The sequence below is a fragment of the Halomonas rhizosphaerae genome, assembly GCF_030010555.1.
GTDB lineage: Bacteria > Pseudomonadota > Gammaproteobacteria > Pseudomonadales > Halomonadaceae > Halomonas > Halomonas rhizosphaerae.
The window spans coordinates 48,814-63,865 of the sequence record NZ_JASCQP010000018.1 but is presented as its reverse complement, the minus strand read 5'-3'; the positions used below and the strand labels follow the sequence as shown (position 1 = coordinate 63,865).

At 67.1% G+C, this 15,052-nt stretch carries 28 protein-coding genes; all 28 read left to right on the top strand.

The window, feature by feature from the left end:
- The first annotated feature begins 102 nt into the window (after window positions 1-102).
- The 28 genes from QLQ83_RS05915 (at window position 103) to QLQ83_RS05785 (ending at window position 15,046) form a co-directional block, all read left to right on the top strand.
- On the top strand, window positions 103-522 hold the full coding sequence (locus QLQ83_RS05915; protein ID WP_282734598.1) for a RusA family crossover junction endodeoxyribonuclease: 420 nt from the start codon (window positions 103-105) through the stop codon (window positions 520-522).
- Entirely contained in the window at window positions 473-1,066 is a 594-nt protein-coding gene (locus tag QLQ83_RS05910) for a hypothetical protein (RefSeq protein WP_282734597.1), read from the top strand. The genes QLQ83_RS05915 and QLQ83_RS05910 overlap by 50 nt, the downstream gene beginning before the upstream one ends.
- 200 nt (window positions 1,067-1,266) lie before the next feature.
- A complete protein-coding gene (locus QLQ83_RS05905; protein ID WP_282734596.1) occupies window positions 1,267-1,626 on the top strand; it encodes a D-Ala-D-Ala carboxypeptidase family metallohydrolase in 360 nt (119 codons plus the stop codon).
- Window positions 1,619-1,870, top strand: a complete 252-nt coding sequence (locus QLQ83_RS05900) for a hypothetical protein (protein WP_282734595.1) — start codon at window positions 1,619-1,621, stop codon at window positions 1,868-1,870. Before QLQ83_RS05905 ends, QLQ83_RS05900 begins: the two co-directional genes overlap by 8 nt.
- Window positions 1,867-2,070, top strand: a complete 204-nt coding sequence (locus tag QLQ83_RS05895; RefSeq protein WP_282734594.1) for a DUF7940 domain-containing protein — start codon at window positions 1,867-1,869, stop codon at window positions 2,068-2,070. Before QLQ83_RS05900 ends, QLQ83_RS05895 begins: the two co-directional genes overlap by 4 nt.
- Window positions 2,067-2,327, top strand: a complete 261-nt coding sequence (locus QLQ83_RS05890) for a hypothetical protein (RefSeq protein ID WP_282734593.1) — start codon at window positions 2,067-2,069, stop codon at window positions 2,325-2,327. The genes QLQ83_RS05895 and QLQ83_RS05890 overlap by 4 nt, the downstream gene beginning before the upstream one ends.
- On the top strand, window positions 2,272-2,559 hold the full coding sequence (locus QLQ83_RS05885; protein WP_282734592.1) for a hypothetical protein: 288 nt from the start codon (window positions 2,272-2,274) through the stop codon (window positions 2,557-2,559). The genes QLQ83_RS05890 and QLQ83_RS05885 overlap by 56 nt, the downstream gene beginning before the upstream one ends.
- Before the next feature lie 139 nt (window positions 2,560-2,698).
- Window positions 2,699-2,971, top strand: coding sequence for an Acb2/Tad1 domain-containing protein (locus QLQ83_RS05880; RefSeq protein WP_282734591.1), 273 nt, complete (start codon window positions 2,699-2,701; stop codon window positions 2,969-2,971).
- A gap of 2 nt (window positions 2,972-2,973) precedes the next feature.
- Window positions 2,974-3,336, top strand: coding sequence for an HNH endonuclease (locus QLQ83_RS05875; protein ID WP_282734590.1), 363 nt, complete (start codon window positions 2,974-2,976; stop codon window positions 3,334-3,336).
- A 105-nt stretch (window positions 3,337-3,441) separates the two neighbouring features.
- Window positions 3,442-3,888, top strand: a complete 447-nt coding sequence (locus tag QLQ83_RS05870; RefSeq protein ID WP_282734589.1) for a phage terminase small subunit P27 family — start codon at window positions 3,442-3,444, stop codon at window positions 3,886-3,888.
- A gap of 3 nt (window positions 3,889-3,891) precedes the next feature.
- Entirely contained in the window at window positions 3,892-5,610 is a 1,719-nt protein-coding gene (locus QLQ83_RS05865) for a terminase large subunit (protein ID WP_282734588.1), read from the top strand.
- Window positions 5,611-5,612: 2 nt separating this feature from the next.
- A complete protein-coding gene (locus QLQ83_RS05860; protein WP_282734587.1) occupies window positions 5,613-5,822 on the top strand; it encodes a hypothetical protein in 210 nt (69 codons plus the stop codon).
- 9 nt (window positions 5,823-5,831) lie between these two features.
- The gene (locus QLQ83_RS05855; protein ID WP_282734586.1) at window positions 5,832-7,052 is read left to right on the top strand and encodes a phage portal protein; all 1,221 of its coding nucleotides are present in this window, start codon (window positions 5,832-5,834) and stop codon (window positions 7,050-7,052) included.
- Window positions 7,053-7,056: 4 nt separating this feature from the next.
- Window positions 7,057-7,659, top strand: coding sequence for an HK97 family phage prohead protease (locus tag QLQ83_RS05850; protein WP_282734585.1), 603 nt, complete (start codon window positions 7,057-7,059; stop codon window positions 7,657-7,659).
- A 37-nt stretch (window positions 7,660-7,696) separates the two neighbouring features.
- A complete protein-coding gene (locus QLQ83_RS05845; protein WP_282734584.1) occupies window positions 7,697-8,923 on the top strand; it encodes a phage major capsid protein in 1,227 nt (408 codons plus the stop codon).
- 88 nt (window positions 8,924-9,011) lie between these two features.
- Window positions 9,012-9,359, top strand: a complete 348-nt coding sequence (locus QLQ83_RS05840) for a head-tail connector protein (protein ID WP_282734583.1) — start codon at window positions 9,012-9,014, stop codon at window positions 9,357-9,359.
- A gap of 10 nt (window positions 9,360-9,369) precedes the next feature.
- Entirely contained in the window at window positions 9,370-9,756 is a 387-nt protein-coding gene (locus QLQ83_RS05835; protein WP_282734582.1) for a hypothetical protein, read from the top strand.
- Entirely contained in the window at window positions 9,756-9,947 is a 192-nt protein-coding gene (locus QLQ83_RS05830; RefSeq protein ID WP_282734581.1) for a hypothetical protein, read from the top strand. Before QLQ83_RS05835 ends, QLQ83_RS05830 begins: the two co-directional genes overlap by 1 nt.
- A 1-nt stretch (window position 9,948) precedes the next feature.
- Window positions 9,949-10,287, top strand: coding sequence for a phage head closure protein (locus QLQ83_RS05825; RefSeq protein ID WP_282734580.1), 339 nt, complete (start codon window positions 9,949-9,951; stop codon window positions 10,285-10,287).
- A gap of 18 nt (window positions 10,288-10,305) precedes the next feature.
- Complete coding sequence (locus QLQ83_RS05820; RefSeq protein WP_282734579.1) at window positions 10,306-10,590, top strand: hypothetical protein; 285 nt, start codon at window positions 10,306-10,308, stop codon at window positions 10,588-10,590.
- Between the two features lie 2 nt (window positions 10,591-10,592).
- On the top strand, window positions 10,593-10,733 hold the full coding sequence (locus tag QLQ83_RS05815) for a hypothetical protein (RefSeq protein WP_282734578.1): 141 nt from the start codon (window positions 10,593-10,595) through the stop codon (window positions 10,731-10,733).
- Between the two features lie 2 nt (window positions 10,734-10,735).
- Window positions 10,736-11,221 (top strand): HK97-gp10 family putative phage morphogenesis protein, encoded by a 486-nt coding sequence (locus tag QLQ83_RS05810; protein WP_282734577.1) that lies wholly within the window; start codon window positions 10,736-10,738, stop codon window positions 11,219-11,221.
- A gap of 3 nt (window positions 11,222-11,224) precedes the next feature.
- The gene (locus QLQ83_RS05805) at window positions 11,225-11,449 is read left to right on the top strand and encodes a hypothetical protein (protein WP_282734576.1); all 225 of its coding nucleotides are present in this window, start codon (window positions 11,225-11,227) and stop codon (window positions 11,447-11,449) included.
- The gene (locus QLQ83_RS05800) at window positions 11,449-11,814 is read left to right on the top strand and encodes a DUF3168 domain-containing protein (RefSeq protein ID WP_282734575.1); all 366 of its coding nucleotides are present in this window, start codon (window positions 11,449-11,451) and stop codon (window positions 11,812-11,814) included. Before QLQ83_RS05805 ends, QLQ83_RS05800 begins: the two co-directional genes overlap by 1 nt.
- A 75-nt stretch (window positions 11,815-11,889) precedes the next feature.
- Entirely contained in the window at window positions 11,890-12,612 is a 723-nt protein-coding gene (locus QLQ83_RS05795) for a phage tail tube protein (RefSeq protein ID WP_282734574.1), read from the top strand.
- Window positions 12,609-13,046 carry a phage tail assembly chaperone family protein, TAC gene (locus QLQ83_RS05790; protein WP_282734573.1) on the top strand — a complete coding sequence of 146 codons (438 nt, stop codon included), beginning with the start codon at window positions 12,609-12,611 and terminating at the stop codon, window positions 13,044-13,046. The genes QLQ83_RS05795 and QLQ83_RS05790 overlap by 4 nt, the downstream gene beginning before the upstream one ends.
- Window positions 12,980-13,261, top strand: coding sequence for a phage tail assembly protein T (locus QLQ83_RS19580; protein ID WP_459382597.1), 282 nt, complete (start codon window positions 12,980-12,982; stop codon window positions 13,259-13,261). Before QLQ83_RS05790 ends, QLQ83_RS19580 begins: the two co-directional genes overlap by 67 nt.
- Window positions 13,262-13,264: 3 nt before the next feature.
- Complete coding sequence (locus QLQ83_RS05785) at window positions 13,265-15,046, top strand: hypothetical protein (RefSeq protein ID WP_282734572.1); 1,782 nt, start codon at window positions 13,265-13,267, stop codon at window positions 15,044-15,046.
- Window positions 15,047-15,052 lie beyond the last annotated feature (6 nt).

The following is a 15,052-nucleotide window of genomic DNA, read 5'->3' as shown; positions in this document are numbered from 1 at the left end:
CACGCTGGCGCAGATCAAGCGCAATCCTCCGCCCGGGGCCAAGGGGTATCGACGCCCGGACGAGAAGGGGAAGCGCAAACCAGCCAGGCAGGGGAGGCGCTGATGGAACGCATGGAAGTGATGATGCCCTGGCCGCCCAGCACCAACAGCATCTGGCGCAATGTCGGCAAGCGCACCCTGCTGAGCAAGGAGGCCCGGGTCTACCGCAACCGGGCGAGGGGAGAGCTGCTGGCGCAGGGAGCCTGCAATACCAAGCTGGCGGGCCGGGTGGCGGTGGAGGTGATGCTCTACCCGCACAACGCCCGGGCCTTCGACATCGACAACAAGCTTAAGTCGCTGCTGGATGCGCTGACCTACAGCCGGGTGTGGCTGGATGACGGGCAGGTGGACGAGATCCTGGTGCGCCGCGCCGAGGAACATCGAGACGGCGGCCAGGCGGTGGTAACCATCAAGACAATCGGGGGAGACGCGCATGGCGATGGAAGCACTGGCGACGACAAGGGCGGTGACGATGACGCGTGACCAGTGGCAGCGGGTGGCCAGCCCTTGGCGGGTGGTGGAAGCGGCGGCGACCGAAGAGGCAGCCCGGGACGCGGCGGTGATCCGCATCATCGACACCATGCTCGAGCTGCAGCTTATCCGCCGGCATGACTCTGTGGGCTACCAACCTTTCTCGGTGACCGGCAACGTGCCCATGCCGGGATCCGGTCGCAACATCGACCAGGCCATGCTCGCCGCCGAGCGCTATCGTCCCGAGAGCGAGTGGCACAGCGCCTGCGCCTGGCTGCTCGACCAGCTGCCCAAGCGGCAGGCGGCGGCGATGATGATGCAGGCCGCCCGGGTTCGCCCGGACAAGCTGGGATCATCCATGTGGGCAGTGACCGCATCGCAGATGGTGGAGCGCCAGGGGGCCTTGCTGCGCGATCTCGGGATGGCGGGGTATGTGCCACAACCGTTCGACTCGGTGCGCGCCATGCAAGAGTGTGCGGCCAGGGCGCGAGGCAAGCTGCGAGAATGGCTGGCGGATGAGTCCATAACACCACATGTTGACTCGGTGAGGGGTTAGCACTACCTTATGCAGTAGGCTGCTCGCGCTTCGCGCTGAAAGCCACCCCCTATTGACGCCCCGTCGGATCCTATCCGGCGGGGCGTTTGCGTTGCACGCCCCTCCTGCGTGTCTGCCTGCCAAGGATGGCCCTCTTTCGTGATGGCGCCGCTGGCGCCCTTGCCCGCTGACTAGCCGGGCCTTTTCTCCCTGAGGTGCTCATGAAGCTGTCCGTCAACTTCGCGCGGCATGAGTTCGCCTGCTCGTGTGGGTGCGGCTTCGACACGATCGACGCCGCCACCTTGGAGATCCTCGAGACGGTGCGCCAGCACTTCGGCCGCCCGGTGACCGTCACCAGCGGCGCCCGCTGCCGTGACTACAACGCGAGCGTGGGCGGTGCCAGTCAGAGCCAGCACCTCTTCGGCCGTGCCGCCGACATCAAGATCCAAGGCCACCCCGCCATGATCGTCGCCGACTTCATCGAAGAGAACTTTCCGCATGCGAGCATCGGGCGCTACCTCACGTTCACCCATGTCGACACGCGCACCGATGGACCGGCCCGCTGGGGGAAAGATGGTTGACCCGAAGACCCCCGACATCTGGACGCTCCTGTTCGACCAGACCCCGGTGATCATCCGTGCGGTGCTGGGCCTGCTGACGCTGGGCATCTTCACCCTGGCCGGTGTGCTCTACCGATGGCACCGGGACGACCTCAAGGAAGTGCACGACCGGGTAGACCGCCTCGAGCACGTGATGGACGAGCGCCACCAGGAGACGAACCGGCTGCTCTTCCAGATCGTGCAGAACACCGGGAGGGAGAAATGAAGTTGATCCCCGAAGCCAAGAGGGCCGGCAAGCTCTGGTCCGTGCGTCTGGCTGCCATCGCCGCCGGGCTGGCCGCCGCCGAGGCATCGCTGCCGCTATGGGAAGGCATGATCCCTGACGGTGCCTTCGCCACCCTGTCCTCCCTGGTCGGCATTGCCGCAGCCGTTGCGCGGGTCATCCGCCAGGAAGGCTTCGCATGAGCCGCCTCTGGGGCTGGATAGCCGCCGGCTTCGCCATCCTCGCCGCCGGCCTGCTCTACATGACAGGGCAGCGGGACAAGGCCCGCGAGCAGGCCAAGCAGGCACGAGTGAGCCTTCAGGCTAGTCAGGCATCCCGCGAGGTCGACGCCGCCGCCCGCAAGGCGCAAGAGCAGGCCCGCACAGAATCCGCCGAGGTGCAGCGTGAAGCTGATGATCGTCCTGAAGGCCAGCGCCCTAGCGGTCACCTTCGCCGTTAGCGGCTGCGCCACCACCGAGTTCCGTGAGGTTCGCCCGCAATGCACCCCGCCCAGCGAGCCCGCCCTCCCGCTGATCGATCGCGGCGAGCTGTGGGATGCCCTGGGCGACGATCGCTACCGCGAGTTGGAGCGCTACCTCAACACGCTATGGGGTTATGCCGACGAGCAAGCCGCCATGCTCGACAGCTTGTGCGAGACATCGCCGGCCGATGGCTTGCCCGCTGGTACGTGATGCACTTCCTGGCCGGCCTGCTCTACCACCGAAAGCGCTGACGCATCGGTGAGCGTCCCTGGCATGGGTGTCTCTGTCGGGTCGCTTCAATCACCCCGAGTCAATGAGGGGCGCTCAACCAATGCGAAAGGAGATCAAGATGGACAACCAGCACCAGAAGATCAGCGGGTATCGCGACCTATCCCAGGAAGAGATCGACCTGATGAACCGGGCCAAGAAACTCGAGGCCGAGTGTCTGGCGTTTCACCGTGAGGTCGAGGAGCGCCTGGCTCGACAGTCTTCCGATCAGAACGATCGCGACCGCATGGTGATGGCTCAGGCGTTCCGCTGGCACGCTATCGCCCGCACCGACATCGAAACCGGCTTCATGGCCCTGGTGCGCTCCATCGCCCAGCCACAACCGAAAGGCTAGTCATGCCTGCAAGGCCCTCCAGCCCATGCCGAGCCAAGCTGTGCCGCAACCTGACACGCGAGAAGCACGGCTACTGCGAGGATCACGCCGACCTGGCCAAGGCCTGGACACGAGGCAGGGCAGGGCGCGGGCGTGGCGGCCGGCCATGGCGCCGGCTGCGTGCCCAGGTGCTGCAGCGTGATCGCTACCTGTGTCAGCCCTGCCAGCGCAAGGCACGAGCGAAACCGGCCACCGCCGTTGACCACATCGTGCCAGAGGCCGAGGGCGGCCCCACAGTGGCCAGCAACCTCGAAGCCATATGCGAGCCGTGCCACACGGCGAAGACGCTGGACGAAGCAAGGCGGGCCCGGGAGCGGGCCACCTGAGGGGGAGGGGGGTGGTCGAATCTCTACAGCCCTCGCCCGCGGACACCGCCGTCCCAGTCAGTTTTTTATGCATGAGAAATAACGGAAGTTTTCTGGAGGGGCCCGATGACCAACGCCGCACCGGTTCGGGCCTCCGGCGCGGGCCGTAAACGCAAGGGCTCGGATCAGCACAAGAGCTCGCTCACGCGCATCGCGCCACCGGATGACCTGGTGGACGAGGTTGCCATCCGCATCTGGAAGACCCAGTCGAAGATCCTGATCGAGCGCGGCACCTTCGAGCTCGAGGACGCCCCGTTGCTGATCGCCTACTGCAATAGCTTCGCCTACATGCTGCAGGCCGAGCAGGAGATCGGCGCCCAGGGGATGGTCGTGCCCACTGCCGACGGGAGCATCAAGAAGAGCCCCTTCGTGGGGGTGCGCAACGATTGCATCGCCCAGCTCACTCGCACCGGCTCGCTGCTGGGGCTCGACCCGCTGACCCGGCTGCGCATGCTCGGCGGTGGAAGTGACGGCGGCGAGAACAGCGAGGGCAACGAATTCGACGAGTTCTGATCCATGGCCGCTTACCCGAACGTCAACGCGGCGCAGAAGTACGCGCGCGACGTGGTAGCCGGCCGGATCGTCGCCTGCAGCTACGTGAAGGCGGCCTGTGCTCGCCACCTGAACGACTGCAAGGCCTCGAAGGCGAAGTCGTTCCCGTACCGCTTCGACCGCGACCTGGCCGAGCGCGCCTGCAAGTTCGTCCAGCTGCTGCCCCACACCAAGGGCGAGTGGGCCCGCGGCAATCAGCGCATCATCCTCGAGCCCTGGCAGCTGTTCAGCTATGCCGTGGTGTTCGGCTGGATCCGCAAGAAGGACAAGACCCGGCGCTTCCGTGAGGTCTACGAGGAGGTACCGCGCAAGAACGGCAAGTCGATCAAGGTGGCCGGGGCCGGGCTCTACGCCTTCTGCGCCGACAAGGAATACGGCGCCGAGGTCTACTGCGGGGCGACCAGCGAGAAGCAGGCCTGGGAGGTGTTCCGGCCGGCGCTGAAGATGGCGCGCCGCCTGCCCAACCTGCGCAAGCGCTTCGGCATCGTGCCCTGGGCCAAGAAGCTCGAACGCACCGACGGCAGCGTCTTCGAGCCGGTGATCGGCGACCCCGGTGACGGCTCCAGCCCCTCGTTCGCGGTCATCGACGAGTACCACGAGCACCCCGACTCGCGGCTCTACGACACCATGATCACCGGCATGGGGGCGCGCTCCCAGCCGCTGGTGTGGGTGATCACCACCGCCGGCTTCGACATCGCCGGGCCCTGCTACGAGATGCGCGAGCGCGCGGTGGAGATGCTCGAGGGCACCAGTCGCGACGACGAGCTCTTCGCGATCATCTACACGATCGATCAGGGCGACGACTGGACCACCGACGAGGCGATCCTCAAGGCCAACCCCAATGCCGGCGTCTCGGTCTCGCTCGACTACCTGCGCAGCCAGCGCGACAAGGCGGTCAGCCGGGCCCGGTTGGCCAACAAGTTCAAGACCAAGCACCTCAATGTGTGGGTCTCCTCGAAAGAGGGGTTCTTCAACATGGAGGACTGGAAGGCCTGCGAGGACACGTCGCTCACCATCGACGAGTTCCGCGGCGAGGACTGCATCCTGGCCTTCGACCTGGCGCGCAAGATCGACATGAACAGCATGGCCCGGCTCTTCACCCGGGTGATCGATGGCCGCGTGCACTACTACTGCGTCGGCCCGCGCTTCTGGGTGCCGGAGGATACCGCCTTCGGCAACGATGATCGCCGCCTGGCCGAGCGCTTCCAGGGCTGGATCGAGTCCAAGCACCTCGATGCCACCGACGGCAGCGAGGTCGATTACCGCGAGATCCTGGAGTGCGCCAAGGAGGCGAACCTGGAAACGCCGGCCCGCGAGTCGCCCATCGACCCGCACGGCGCCGCCAACCTCTCGCACCAGCTGGACGATGAAGGTTTGTGTCCCGTCACGACGGTGCAGAACTACACGAACATGTCCGACCCGATGAAGGAGATGGAGGCAGCCATCATCTCCGGCCGGATGCATCACGACGGCAACCCGATCATGACCTGGTGCGTCGGCAACGTGGTGGCCCGCTACCTTCCGGGCAACGACGACGTGATGCGGCCCATCAAGCAGGGCGCCCACAACAAGATCGACGGCGCGGTGGCCCTGATCATGGCCATCGGCCGCGCCATGGCTGCCGCCCAGGAGGGTGGCAGCGTGCTCGATACCCTTTCCGACGACGACATCCTGGTGATGTAACCATGCGCCACTTCCTGTTCGACACCCTGGGCATCGCCGGCTTCGGGGCGCTGACCTATGGCCTCTACCTGCGCTTCGGCCTGGCGGACGCCCTGATCAGCTCCGGCGGCCTGCTGCTGGTGCTGGCGCTGGCTGGCGCCCGGGCGGCAAAGCGCGCATCGCCGCCCGAGCCGCAGAAGAAGACCCCCGTCCAGCCGCCCCGGAAACGGTAAGGAGAGAACATGATCCTCGATTCCCTGTTCTCGCCGCCCGAGGAGCGCAACATCGAAGACCCGGACACCCCGCTGACCGGGCAGAACCTGGCCGAATACTTCGATGGCGACATCGGCATCACGGTCGACAACCAGTCGGCCATGACGCTCTCCGCCGTCTACGCCTGCACCTATGTGCTCTCGTCCTCCATCGCCCAACTGCCGCTGCACGTCATGCGCAAGCAGGGCGACCGCATCGAGGCGGCCAAGGACCACCCGGCCTACTGGCTGCTGCACGACGAGCCCAACAGCTGGCAGACCAGCTACAAGTGGCGCGAGACCAAGCAGGCCCACGTGGTGGGCTGGGGCAACGGCTACACCCAGGCGATCCGCTCGCCCCGCGGGGAACTGCGCGAGCTGGTGACCCGCCGCCCCTGGGAGACCTCGCTCGTCCGGAATGGCAACCGCTGGCTCTACGCCGTCATCGACGAGGACGAGGGCAGCCGCGCCGTGCAGATGGAGGACATGATCCACGTCCGCGCCCTGGGCAGTGACGGCCGCACCGGCAAGAGCCTGATCCGCCAGCACGCCGAGACCATCGGCCTGGGGCTCGCCGCCCAGCGCTACGGCAAGGACTTCTTCATGGGCGGCGGCCGGGCCACGGGGCTGGTCACCGTAAAGAACACCCTGCAGAAGGACAGCTGGGAACGGCTCAAGACTGCCTGGCAGGCCGCCGTGGCGCGCCTCAAGACCAGCGAGAACAAGACGCTGATGCTGCCGGCGGACCTCGACTACAAGTCGCTGACCATCCCGCCGGAAGAGGCCCAGTTCCTCGAGACGCGCAAGTTCACCCGCTCCGAGATCGCCGGCATCTACAACGTTCCGGCTCACATGATCAACGACCTGGAGAAGGCGACCTTCTCCAACATCAGCGAGCAGGCCATCCAGTTCGTCCGCCACACCATCATGCCGTGGGTCGTCAACTGGGAGCAGGAGATCAACAGGCGCGTGTTCACCCGTGCCGAGCGCGCCGCCGGCTACTACTGCAAGTTCAACCTCGCCGGCCTGCTGCGCGGCACCGCCAAGGAGCGCGCCGAGTTCTACCACGCCGCCATCACCGACGGCTGGATGGACCGCAACGAGGCCCGCCTGCTCGAGGACTTGAACCCCCGCGACGGCCTCGACGAGATGCTGATCAGCGTCAACGCCCAGCCGGCCAGCCAGCTCGGCCAGCCCGACAACCAGGAGTGACCTCATGAGCGAGACCGAAAAGCGCGCGCTGGCCTGCGAGGTCCGCGCCGAACTGGACGACGAGGGCCGGCCGGTGCGGATCGTCGGGCACGGCGCCGTCTTCGGAAAACGCAGCGAGATGATCATGGGCATGTTCAAGGAGGAAATCGCCCCCGGCGCCTTCGACGACGTGCTCGGCGACGACGTGCGCGCCCTGTTCAACCACGACCCCAACTTCGTGCTGGGGCGCACCACCAGCGGCACCCTCGAGCTCTCCATCGATGCCGAGGGGCTGCGCTACGACATCGACCCGCCGGACACCCAGACCGTCCGCGACCAGGTGCTGGCGCCGCTGACCCGCGGCGACATCACCGGCTCCAGCTTCGCCTTCCGCGTCGCCCCCGATGGTGACGAGTGGCGCGAAGAGGAGGACGGCCTGATTGTGCGCACCATCACGCGCTTCAGCCGCCTGCTCGATGTCTCGCCGGTGACCTACCCGGCCTACCCGGATGCGGGCGCCGCCGCGCGCTCCCTCGAAGCCCGATGCGCCGAGATCAAGGGTCTCGCGCAGAAGGCGATCAACCAGCGCCGCGCCCGCGAGCGCTTCCTTGAGCTGATCCAAGCCTGATCGACCACCGCACCACCTCGCCCCGGAGGGCACCAGCATGAAACTTCACGAGCTGAAGCAGAAGTACAACGCCGTCGCCAAGGACATGCGGGCGCTGCATGAATCCATCGGCGACACCGAATGGTCCGACGAACAGCGCGGCCAGTGGAAGACCATGAAGCACGACCTGGACGCGCTGAACGCCAAGATCGAGCGCGAGGAGCAGCTGCGCGAGGCCGATGAGCGCTTCGTCCAGGAGCACGAGGAAGAGACCCGCCAGAACCTCGAGGGCGAGGAGCGCGGCGCGCCCCCGGTCGACGAGCAGCGCGCCCAGGCCTTCGACGCCTTCCTGCGCCAGGGCATGCAAGACATGAGTGCCGAGCAGCGCCAGGTGCTTCGCGAGATGCGCGCCCAGGCCGTCGGCACCGACGAGAAGGGCGGCTACACCGTGCCCACCGAGATGCTCAACCGCATCCACGAGGCCATGAAGGACTACGGCGGGCTGGCCAGCGTCGCGCAGATCCTCACCACCGACAGCGGCCACTCTATCGAATGGCCGACCAGCGACGGCACCGCCGAGGAAGGCGAGCTGCTCGGCGAGAACGGCGAGGCCACCGAAGGCGATGTCGGCTTCGGCATGGAGAGTCTGGGCGCCAAGAAGCTCAGCTCCAAGGTGATCCGCGTCTCCAACGAGCTGCTCAACGACAGCGGCATCGACATCCAGGGTTTCCTGGCCAGCCGCATCGGCCAGCGCCTGGGCCGCGGCGAGGCCAAGTACCTGGTGCAGGGCACCGGCACTGGCACTCCGGAGCAGCCCACTGGCCTGCAGACTGCGGTGACCGCCGTCACCACCGCGGCCAGCTCCAGCGAGTTCACCTGGCAGGAGATCAACGCCCTGGTGCATTCGGTCGACCCGGCCTACCGCCGCGCCGCCCAGTTCCGGCTCGGCTTCAACGACAACACCCTGAAGCTGCTCACCGAGATGGAAGACCTTCAGGGTCGCCCGCTGTGGCTGCCGGCCGTCGCTGGTGCCGCGCCCTCCAGTGTGCTGGGTCAGCAGTATTTCGTGGACCAGGGCATCGCCAACATCGGCGTGGACGCCAAGTTCATGTACGCCGGCGACTTCGACCAGTTCATCATCCGCCGCGTGCGCTACATGGTGCTGAAGCGCCTGGTCGAGCGTTACGCCGAGTTCGACCAGACCGGCTTCCTGGCCTTCCACCGCTTCGACTGCGTGCTGCAGGACGCCGCGGCCATCAAGGCCCTGCAGGGTGCCGCCACCTGATCTGATCGGGTGAACGCCGCGTAGCACCACCGCCGGCGCTGCCTTCGGCCAACCCCGGAGACAGCGCCGGCCTCACTGAGGCAGCACCATGCTCGACCTGTCCATCATCAAGCCGCACGTTCGCCTGGAGCTGGACGAGACCGACGAGGACGTGCTGCTCGAGACCTACGCCACCGCCGCCCAGCGCCTGGTGGAGAACCGCACCGGCCGCACGCTCTACGCCACCGATGGGGAGATCCCCACCGACAGCGAGACCGGCGAGCCCACCGACGACAGTGCCCTGGTGCTGGACGACGACCTGACCACCGCGATGCTGCTGCTGATCGGCCACTGGTTCGAGAACCGCGAGGCCGTGGTCATCGGCAGCAGCCCCGCCGAATTGCCGATGGCGGTGGAGGCCTTGATCAGCCCCTACCGTCACTACCAGATCTACTAAGGAGGCCGCCATGGCCCGTAAAGCCCAACCCACTAAGGACGACCCCAAGGTCGAGGCCGCGGCTGGCGCCGAGGCGGAAGCTCCCGAGGCACCGACGGAAGAGGTGAAGGCCGCCGCCGAGCAATCGCCCGAGGCTGCCGAGACCTCCGAGGAAAACCCGACGCCGCAGGATTCCGAAGAAGAGGGTGGTGACAATCCGGAGGATGACTCGCCGGAAGAAGACGGAAAACCGGTCCGGCCAAGGGACAAGGCCACCCCGGCAACCACCGCGCGGATGGTCGAGGCCAAGCTGCGCACCCGGCATTGCCGCGGCGGCATCTGCAAGGAGAAGGGCCAGACCATGCCCATGACCCAGGGCGAGTACGAGCGCCTGAAGCAGTACGGGCGGGTGGAGTGATGGACCCGGCCCTGCTCGAGCACCTCGATGCCCTGACCGCGGCCCTGCACGACCAGACCGCCGCGATGCGCGAGCTCGCCGAGAGCAACCGTCAGGTGGTGGATCTCGTCATCGCCCAGCAGGCCGAGACGCAGGAGGACGAGGGCCCGAACCCTCGCACCTACCTCGACGGCACCCCGATGGAGAGCTGACATGCGCGCCGGCCAACTTCGCCACAGGGTCACCATTCAAAAGCCCGGCGGCCAGACCCAGGACCAGGCCACCGGCGAGATGATCACCGGCTGGCAGGACGTGGCCACCGTGTGGGCCAGCGTCGAGCCGCTCAGCGCCCACGAGTTCATCGCCGCCCAGGCGGGCCAGAGCGAGATCAGCGCCCGCATCAAGATCCGCTACCGCGAGGGCATCGACGCCACCATGCGCGTCCAACACCGCGGCCGGGTCTACAACATCGAGGGCGTGCTGGCCGATCCCGAAAGCGGCCGCCACTACCTGACCCTGCCCGTCTCCGAAGGCCTGACAGACGGCAGCTGACATTGACAGGAGCACCCCATGGCACAAGCCGAAGTTCTGGCCCCGGGCAACACCGGCGCCACCTCCACCGACATCGTCGTCGCCGCGGGGGAATCCGTCACCGTGGGCCTGTTCGCCGCCACCGCCGGGCGCCTGCCGGCCGGCGTGCAGTTCCTGGTCGCCCAGGACACCCCCGGCGCAGACAACACCATCGCCCGGCTGAGTGCCACCGAGCTCTCCACCGTGCTGGCCGCCCCGGGCACCTATCGCGTCACCCGCCCGGCCTATAGCGGCGATGCCTTCGGTGTCTTCACGGAGACCTGACCATGGCCATGACCAAGCGCGCCACCCGAAGGGCCGCCCAGCGGCCGACCCGCCGGCCCTCGCAGCTACCGCGCAAGGGCGGCACCCCGGCGCCGAGCGTGGTGCTGGCGCAGCCGACGAACCTGACCGTCACCGAGGTATGATCATGGCGGACACCATGGGCGGCGAGATCCAGGGCCTTGGTGAGGTGCTCGGCAAGCTCAAGGCGCTGGAGAATACCCCGCGCCAGAAGACCACCCGCTTCGCGTTGCGCAAGGCGGCCAATGTGGTGCGCGATGCGGCCAAGGCCGGCGCGAGCCGCATCGATGACCCGGCCACCGCCAACAGTATCGCCGAGAACGTGGTGGTCCGTGCCGACACCCGGCACCTGCGCACCACTGGGGAGCTGAAGTTCAGCGTCGGCGTGCGCGGCGGTTCCACCTCCAAGCGCAAGAACTCCAGCAACCCTGGGGGCGACACCTACTACTGGCGCTTCCTGGAGTTCGGCACCGAGCACATGGCCGCCCAGCCCTTCATGCGCCCGGCGATGGAGGAGAGCATCGCCCCGGCCACCGCTGAGTTCGTCAAGCAGTTCGACAAGGCCATCGTCCGCGCCATCCGCCGCGCCAATAAGGCCAAGGCCACGAGGTAGTTAATGATCTACACCGTCCGCAACACCTGCGAAGCAGGCCGCCCGGTGCGTGCGTTCGTGAATGGCCGCGAGGTGCCTCATGCCTTCTATGCCGACACCAGCCGCGGCATCGTGCGCGCATACAGGAAGGTTGGCGCGACTCAGCGCGAGCGCTACCTGATCGCCGTCAAGCACGAGCTGCCGGTGATCACTCTTAGCGGCAAGGTGAGAGTGGAGGCTATCCACTGATGCAGCCCCCGATCTTTCCCGTCTGCGCCGCCGACCCTGCGGTGACTGCAGTGCTTGGCGCCGGACCGACGCGCCTGTGGCCGTTCGGCGAGGCGCCCCAGGGCGTTGCGCTGCCCTATGCAGTGTGGCGCGTCATCACCGGCGCCCCGGAGAACCACCTCGGCGATCCGCCGGACATCGACAGCTGGACGCTGCAGGTCGACGTCTACGCCGCCACCGGCAGCAGCGCCACCGACGTCACCGAGGCGCTACGCGATGCCATCGAGCCCCATGCCCACATCGTGCGCTGGGGCGACCAGGACACCGACCCCGCCACCGGCAACAAACACATCGGCTTCGACGTGAGCTGGTACGTCTCCCGCTGACGCCCGGCCACACCCTGAACCCCTCCGCCCGCCTCGTGCGGGCTTTTTCACGCCCGCAAGTAGGAGCCACACCCTATGAGTAAGCTCGCTCAAGGCACCCACATTTTCTTCCTGGATCCCAACGATGGGGCGCCCACCGTCAAACAGCTGAAGGGGGTGACCGACTTCAACCCCGGCGGGGCCCCGGCCAACCAGATCAACGAGACCACCCTCGAAGACCTGGTTTATGAGCAGTCCCGTTCCGGCCTGCGCGTGCCGGGGGCGGCCACCATGACCATCAACACCGACGAGGTGACCAGCGGCCACTACCGGGTGTACGAGCTCAGCGAGATGCCGCAGTCGCCCAACGTGCTGTGGGCCGTTGGCTGGAGCAACGGCACCGAGGCCCCGCGTACCGGTGGAAGCGTGGGGGAGGTCAACGTCGACTCCGGCGGCTCTGGCTACACCGACGCGACCGTGACCCTTGGCGCCCCGGATGACCCCGATGGCAAGCAGGCCACCGCCTCGGCGGTGGTGAGTGGCGGTGAGATCGTCAGCATCTCCGTGACCGAGCCGGGCTCCGGCTACGAGACCGCGCCCACCGTTACCATCAGCGACTCCGGCTCGGGCACCGGCGCCACGGCCACCGCCACCCTGGGCGACACCGTGTTTGTCCTGCCGACCACCCGCAGTTGGCTCCAGTACGAAGGCTATGTGGCGGACTTCCCCTTCAACTTCGCCACCGATTCCATCGTCAACACCGACGTGAGTGTGCAGCGCTCCGGCGGCCTCAAGTGGCAGAAGAAGGCGCAGTCATGAGCACCCTTTCGCTTGAATCCCTCCAGCAGCAGGGCGCCTTCACCGGCGCCCCGGTGCGTAAGGAGATCACCTGGAAGATCGACGGCGAGGAGTACAACGCCACGGTTTACGTCCGCCGGCTTTCATATCTCGCCGCGGTCAACGACGTGCGGGCCAGCCAGGGCCAGGTGGACGGCATCGCCGGGCGCATCGCCGCCACCATCTGCGATGAGGCCGGCAAACCCGTCTTCCGCCCCGAGGACATCACCGGCGAGGCCGACCCCGAGCGTGGCGCCCTGCATCGCAACCTGACGCTGGCGCTGCTCGGTGCGATCGGCGAGGTGAACTCGCCGGGAAAGACGCCGAGCCGCTCAGCGACGAAGAGGAAATCTGGCACGAGCTCGTCCTCAATGGCATCGGCGGGCGCACGGTCGCCGAAGCGCAAGCGCGCCTGAGCTACGTCGAATTCCTGCGCTGGGCGGCCTACCGCCGCAAGCGCGGCAGCCTGCACCCCGGGCTGCGCGCCGACCGAGCCGCCGGGAAGCTGGCGCTGATGTACGCCAGTGCGCACAAGAAGAAGGGCGCCCCGGCACCCACGTTCTGGGACTTCCTGCCCTATGAGGAAGAGCCGCCGATCTCGATGGAACAGGCGATGGAAGCCTGGAGGTAGCCGATGAGCACGAAGTCACTGGGCACGCTGACGCTGGACCTGGTCGCCAAGACCGGCAGCTTCGTGCAGGGCATGACCAAGAGCCAGCGCAGCGCCCAGAAGTGGCGCAAGGGTGTCGAGCGCGACCTCAAGCGCGTGGGCACGGCCATGGCCGGCCTGGGCACCATTGCTGCCGGCGCCTTCTCCGCCATGGTGGTGCAGACCGTGAACGGCGCACGGGAGCTGGAGCGCTTCGCGCAGATCTCCGACACCAGCACCCAGAGTTTCCAGCGCCTGGCCTACGGCTCCTCCCGGTTCGGCATCGACCAGGAAAAGCTCGCCGACATCCTCAAGGACACCAACGACCGCATCGGCGACTTCCTGGCCACCGGTGGCGGGCCGATGGCCGACTTCTTCGAGAACATCGCCCCCAAGGTGGGGGTTACGGCCGATGAGTTCGCGCGGCTCTCCGGCCCCGATGCGCTGCAGCTCTACGTCGCCAGCCTGGAGGCGGCGGGGCTCAGCCAGAAGGACATGACCTTCTACATGGAGGCGATCGCCTCCGATGCCACGGCGCTGATTCCGCTTCTGGCTGATGGCGGCAAGGAGATGCGCCGGCTGGGCGACGAGGCCGAGCGCACCGGCAACGTCTTCTCCGATATGGAGATGCAGCAGCTCATTGCCATCAAGGACGGCATGGACGAGCTGACCGGCGCTGCCACCGGCATGAAGAACGAGATGGTGCTGGGCGCCTTGCCCGCCATCGAGGACATGGTGGAGCTGCTCAGCGATCCCGAAACGCTCAAGAACGCCCAGGCCCTGGGCGAGGCCATCGTCACCTCCATGGAGTGGGCGATCGAGGCCCTCCAGTCCACCATCAGCTTCGCTCAGAATCTTGGCACCGAGCTGGGGGTGATTGCCGTCGGTATCGGTGGGCTGGAGCTGGAAGAACAGCGCGCCCGGATCATGAGCGCCCTGGAGAACCCCAGTGAGCGAGTCCGCCTATTCGGACCTGAAGGGATCATCAAGTACCACAGCGAAGCCGAGCTGAAAGCAGCCCTCGACGACATCGATGCACAGATAAAGCAACGTGCCGAGGGCATGGCCATCTCGTTCGGTGATCGTGGTGCCGGCGATGCCGACCCCGGCGATGGCCGGTCGATGATGGAGGTCTTCATCGGCGAGGGCATGGAACTGGCTTCCACCGGCCTGGCGCGGGTAGGACAGGCCGCCGATGGTGCAGCCGATGCCCTGGACGGCTTCAGTCCGGCGGCGAACGACGAGGTAGAGGACATCCTCGATCGTGCCGGGGAGGGCTCTAGCATCGATGCCTCGGGGCAGATCCGCGACGCCTGGGGCAACACCCTGCCCACCCTGCAGCGCGAGCTCGATGCCGCCCTCGAGCAGCAGGTCGCCGACTTCAGGAGCGCCCAGAACCTGCAGGCCGGGCTCGAGGCTGCCGCCCAGGCCTTCGTGGATGGCGCAAGCGTGGCGGCCAAGGCGGCATGGAACAGCATCCAGCCCGCCAACGGCGAGGATGCGGCGGGCGGTGTGGTGCCCACTGCCGAGCAGGCGGCCAATGGCACCAGCACCATCCGCTGGAGCACCGACCTGGGCGCCGAAAAGGTAAGCCAGGCGGCCAGCCAGGTATCCGGCCGAGCGAGTGGCGGGGGCGGCATCAAGCAGCTGGGCACCCTGACGCTGAAGAGCGAGGCGGGCAATCTCGACGTCTTCACCGAGAACGCGGAAGCCGCCGAGAAGTGGCTGGCCGATACCCTGGCTGGCGTCGTCGCCGGCAGTCGATAGGAGGCG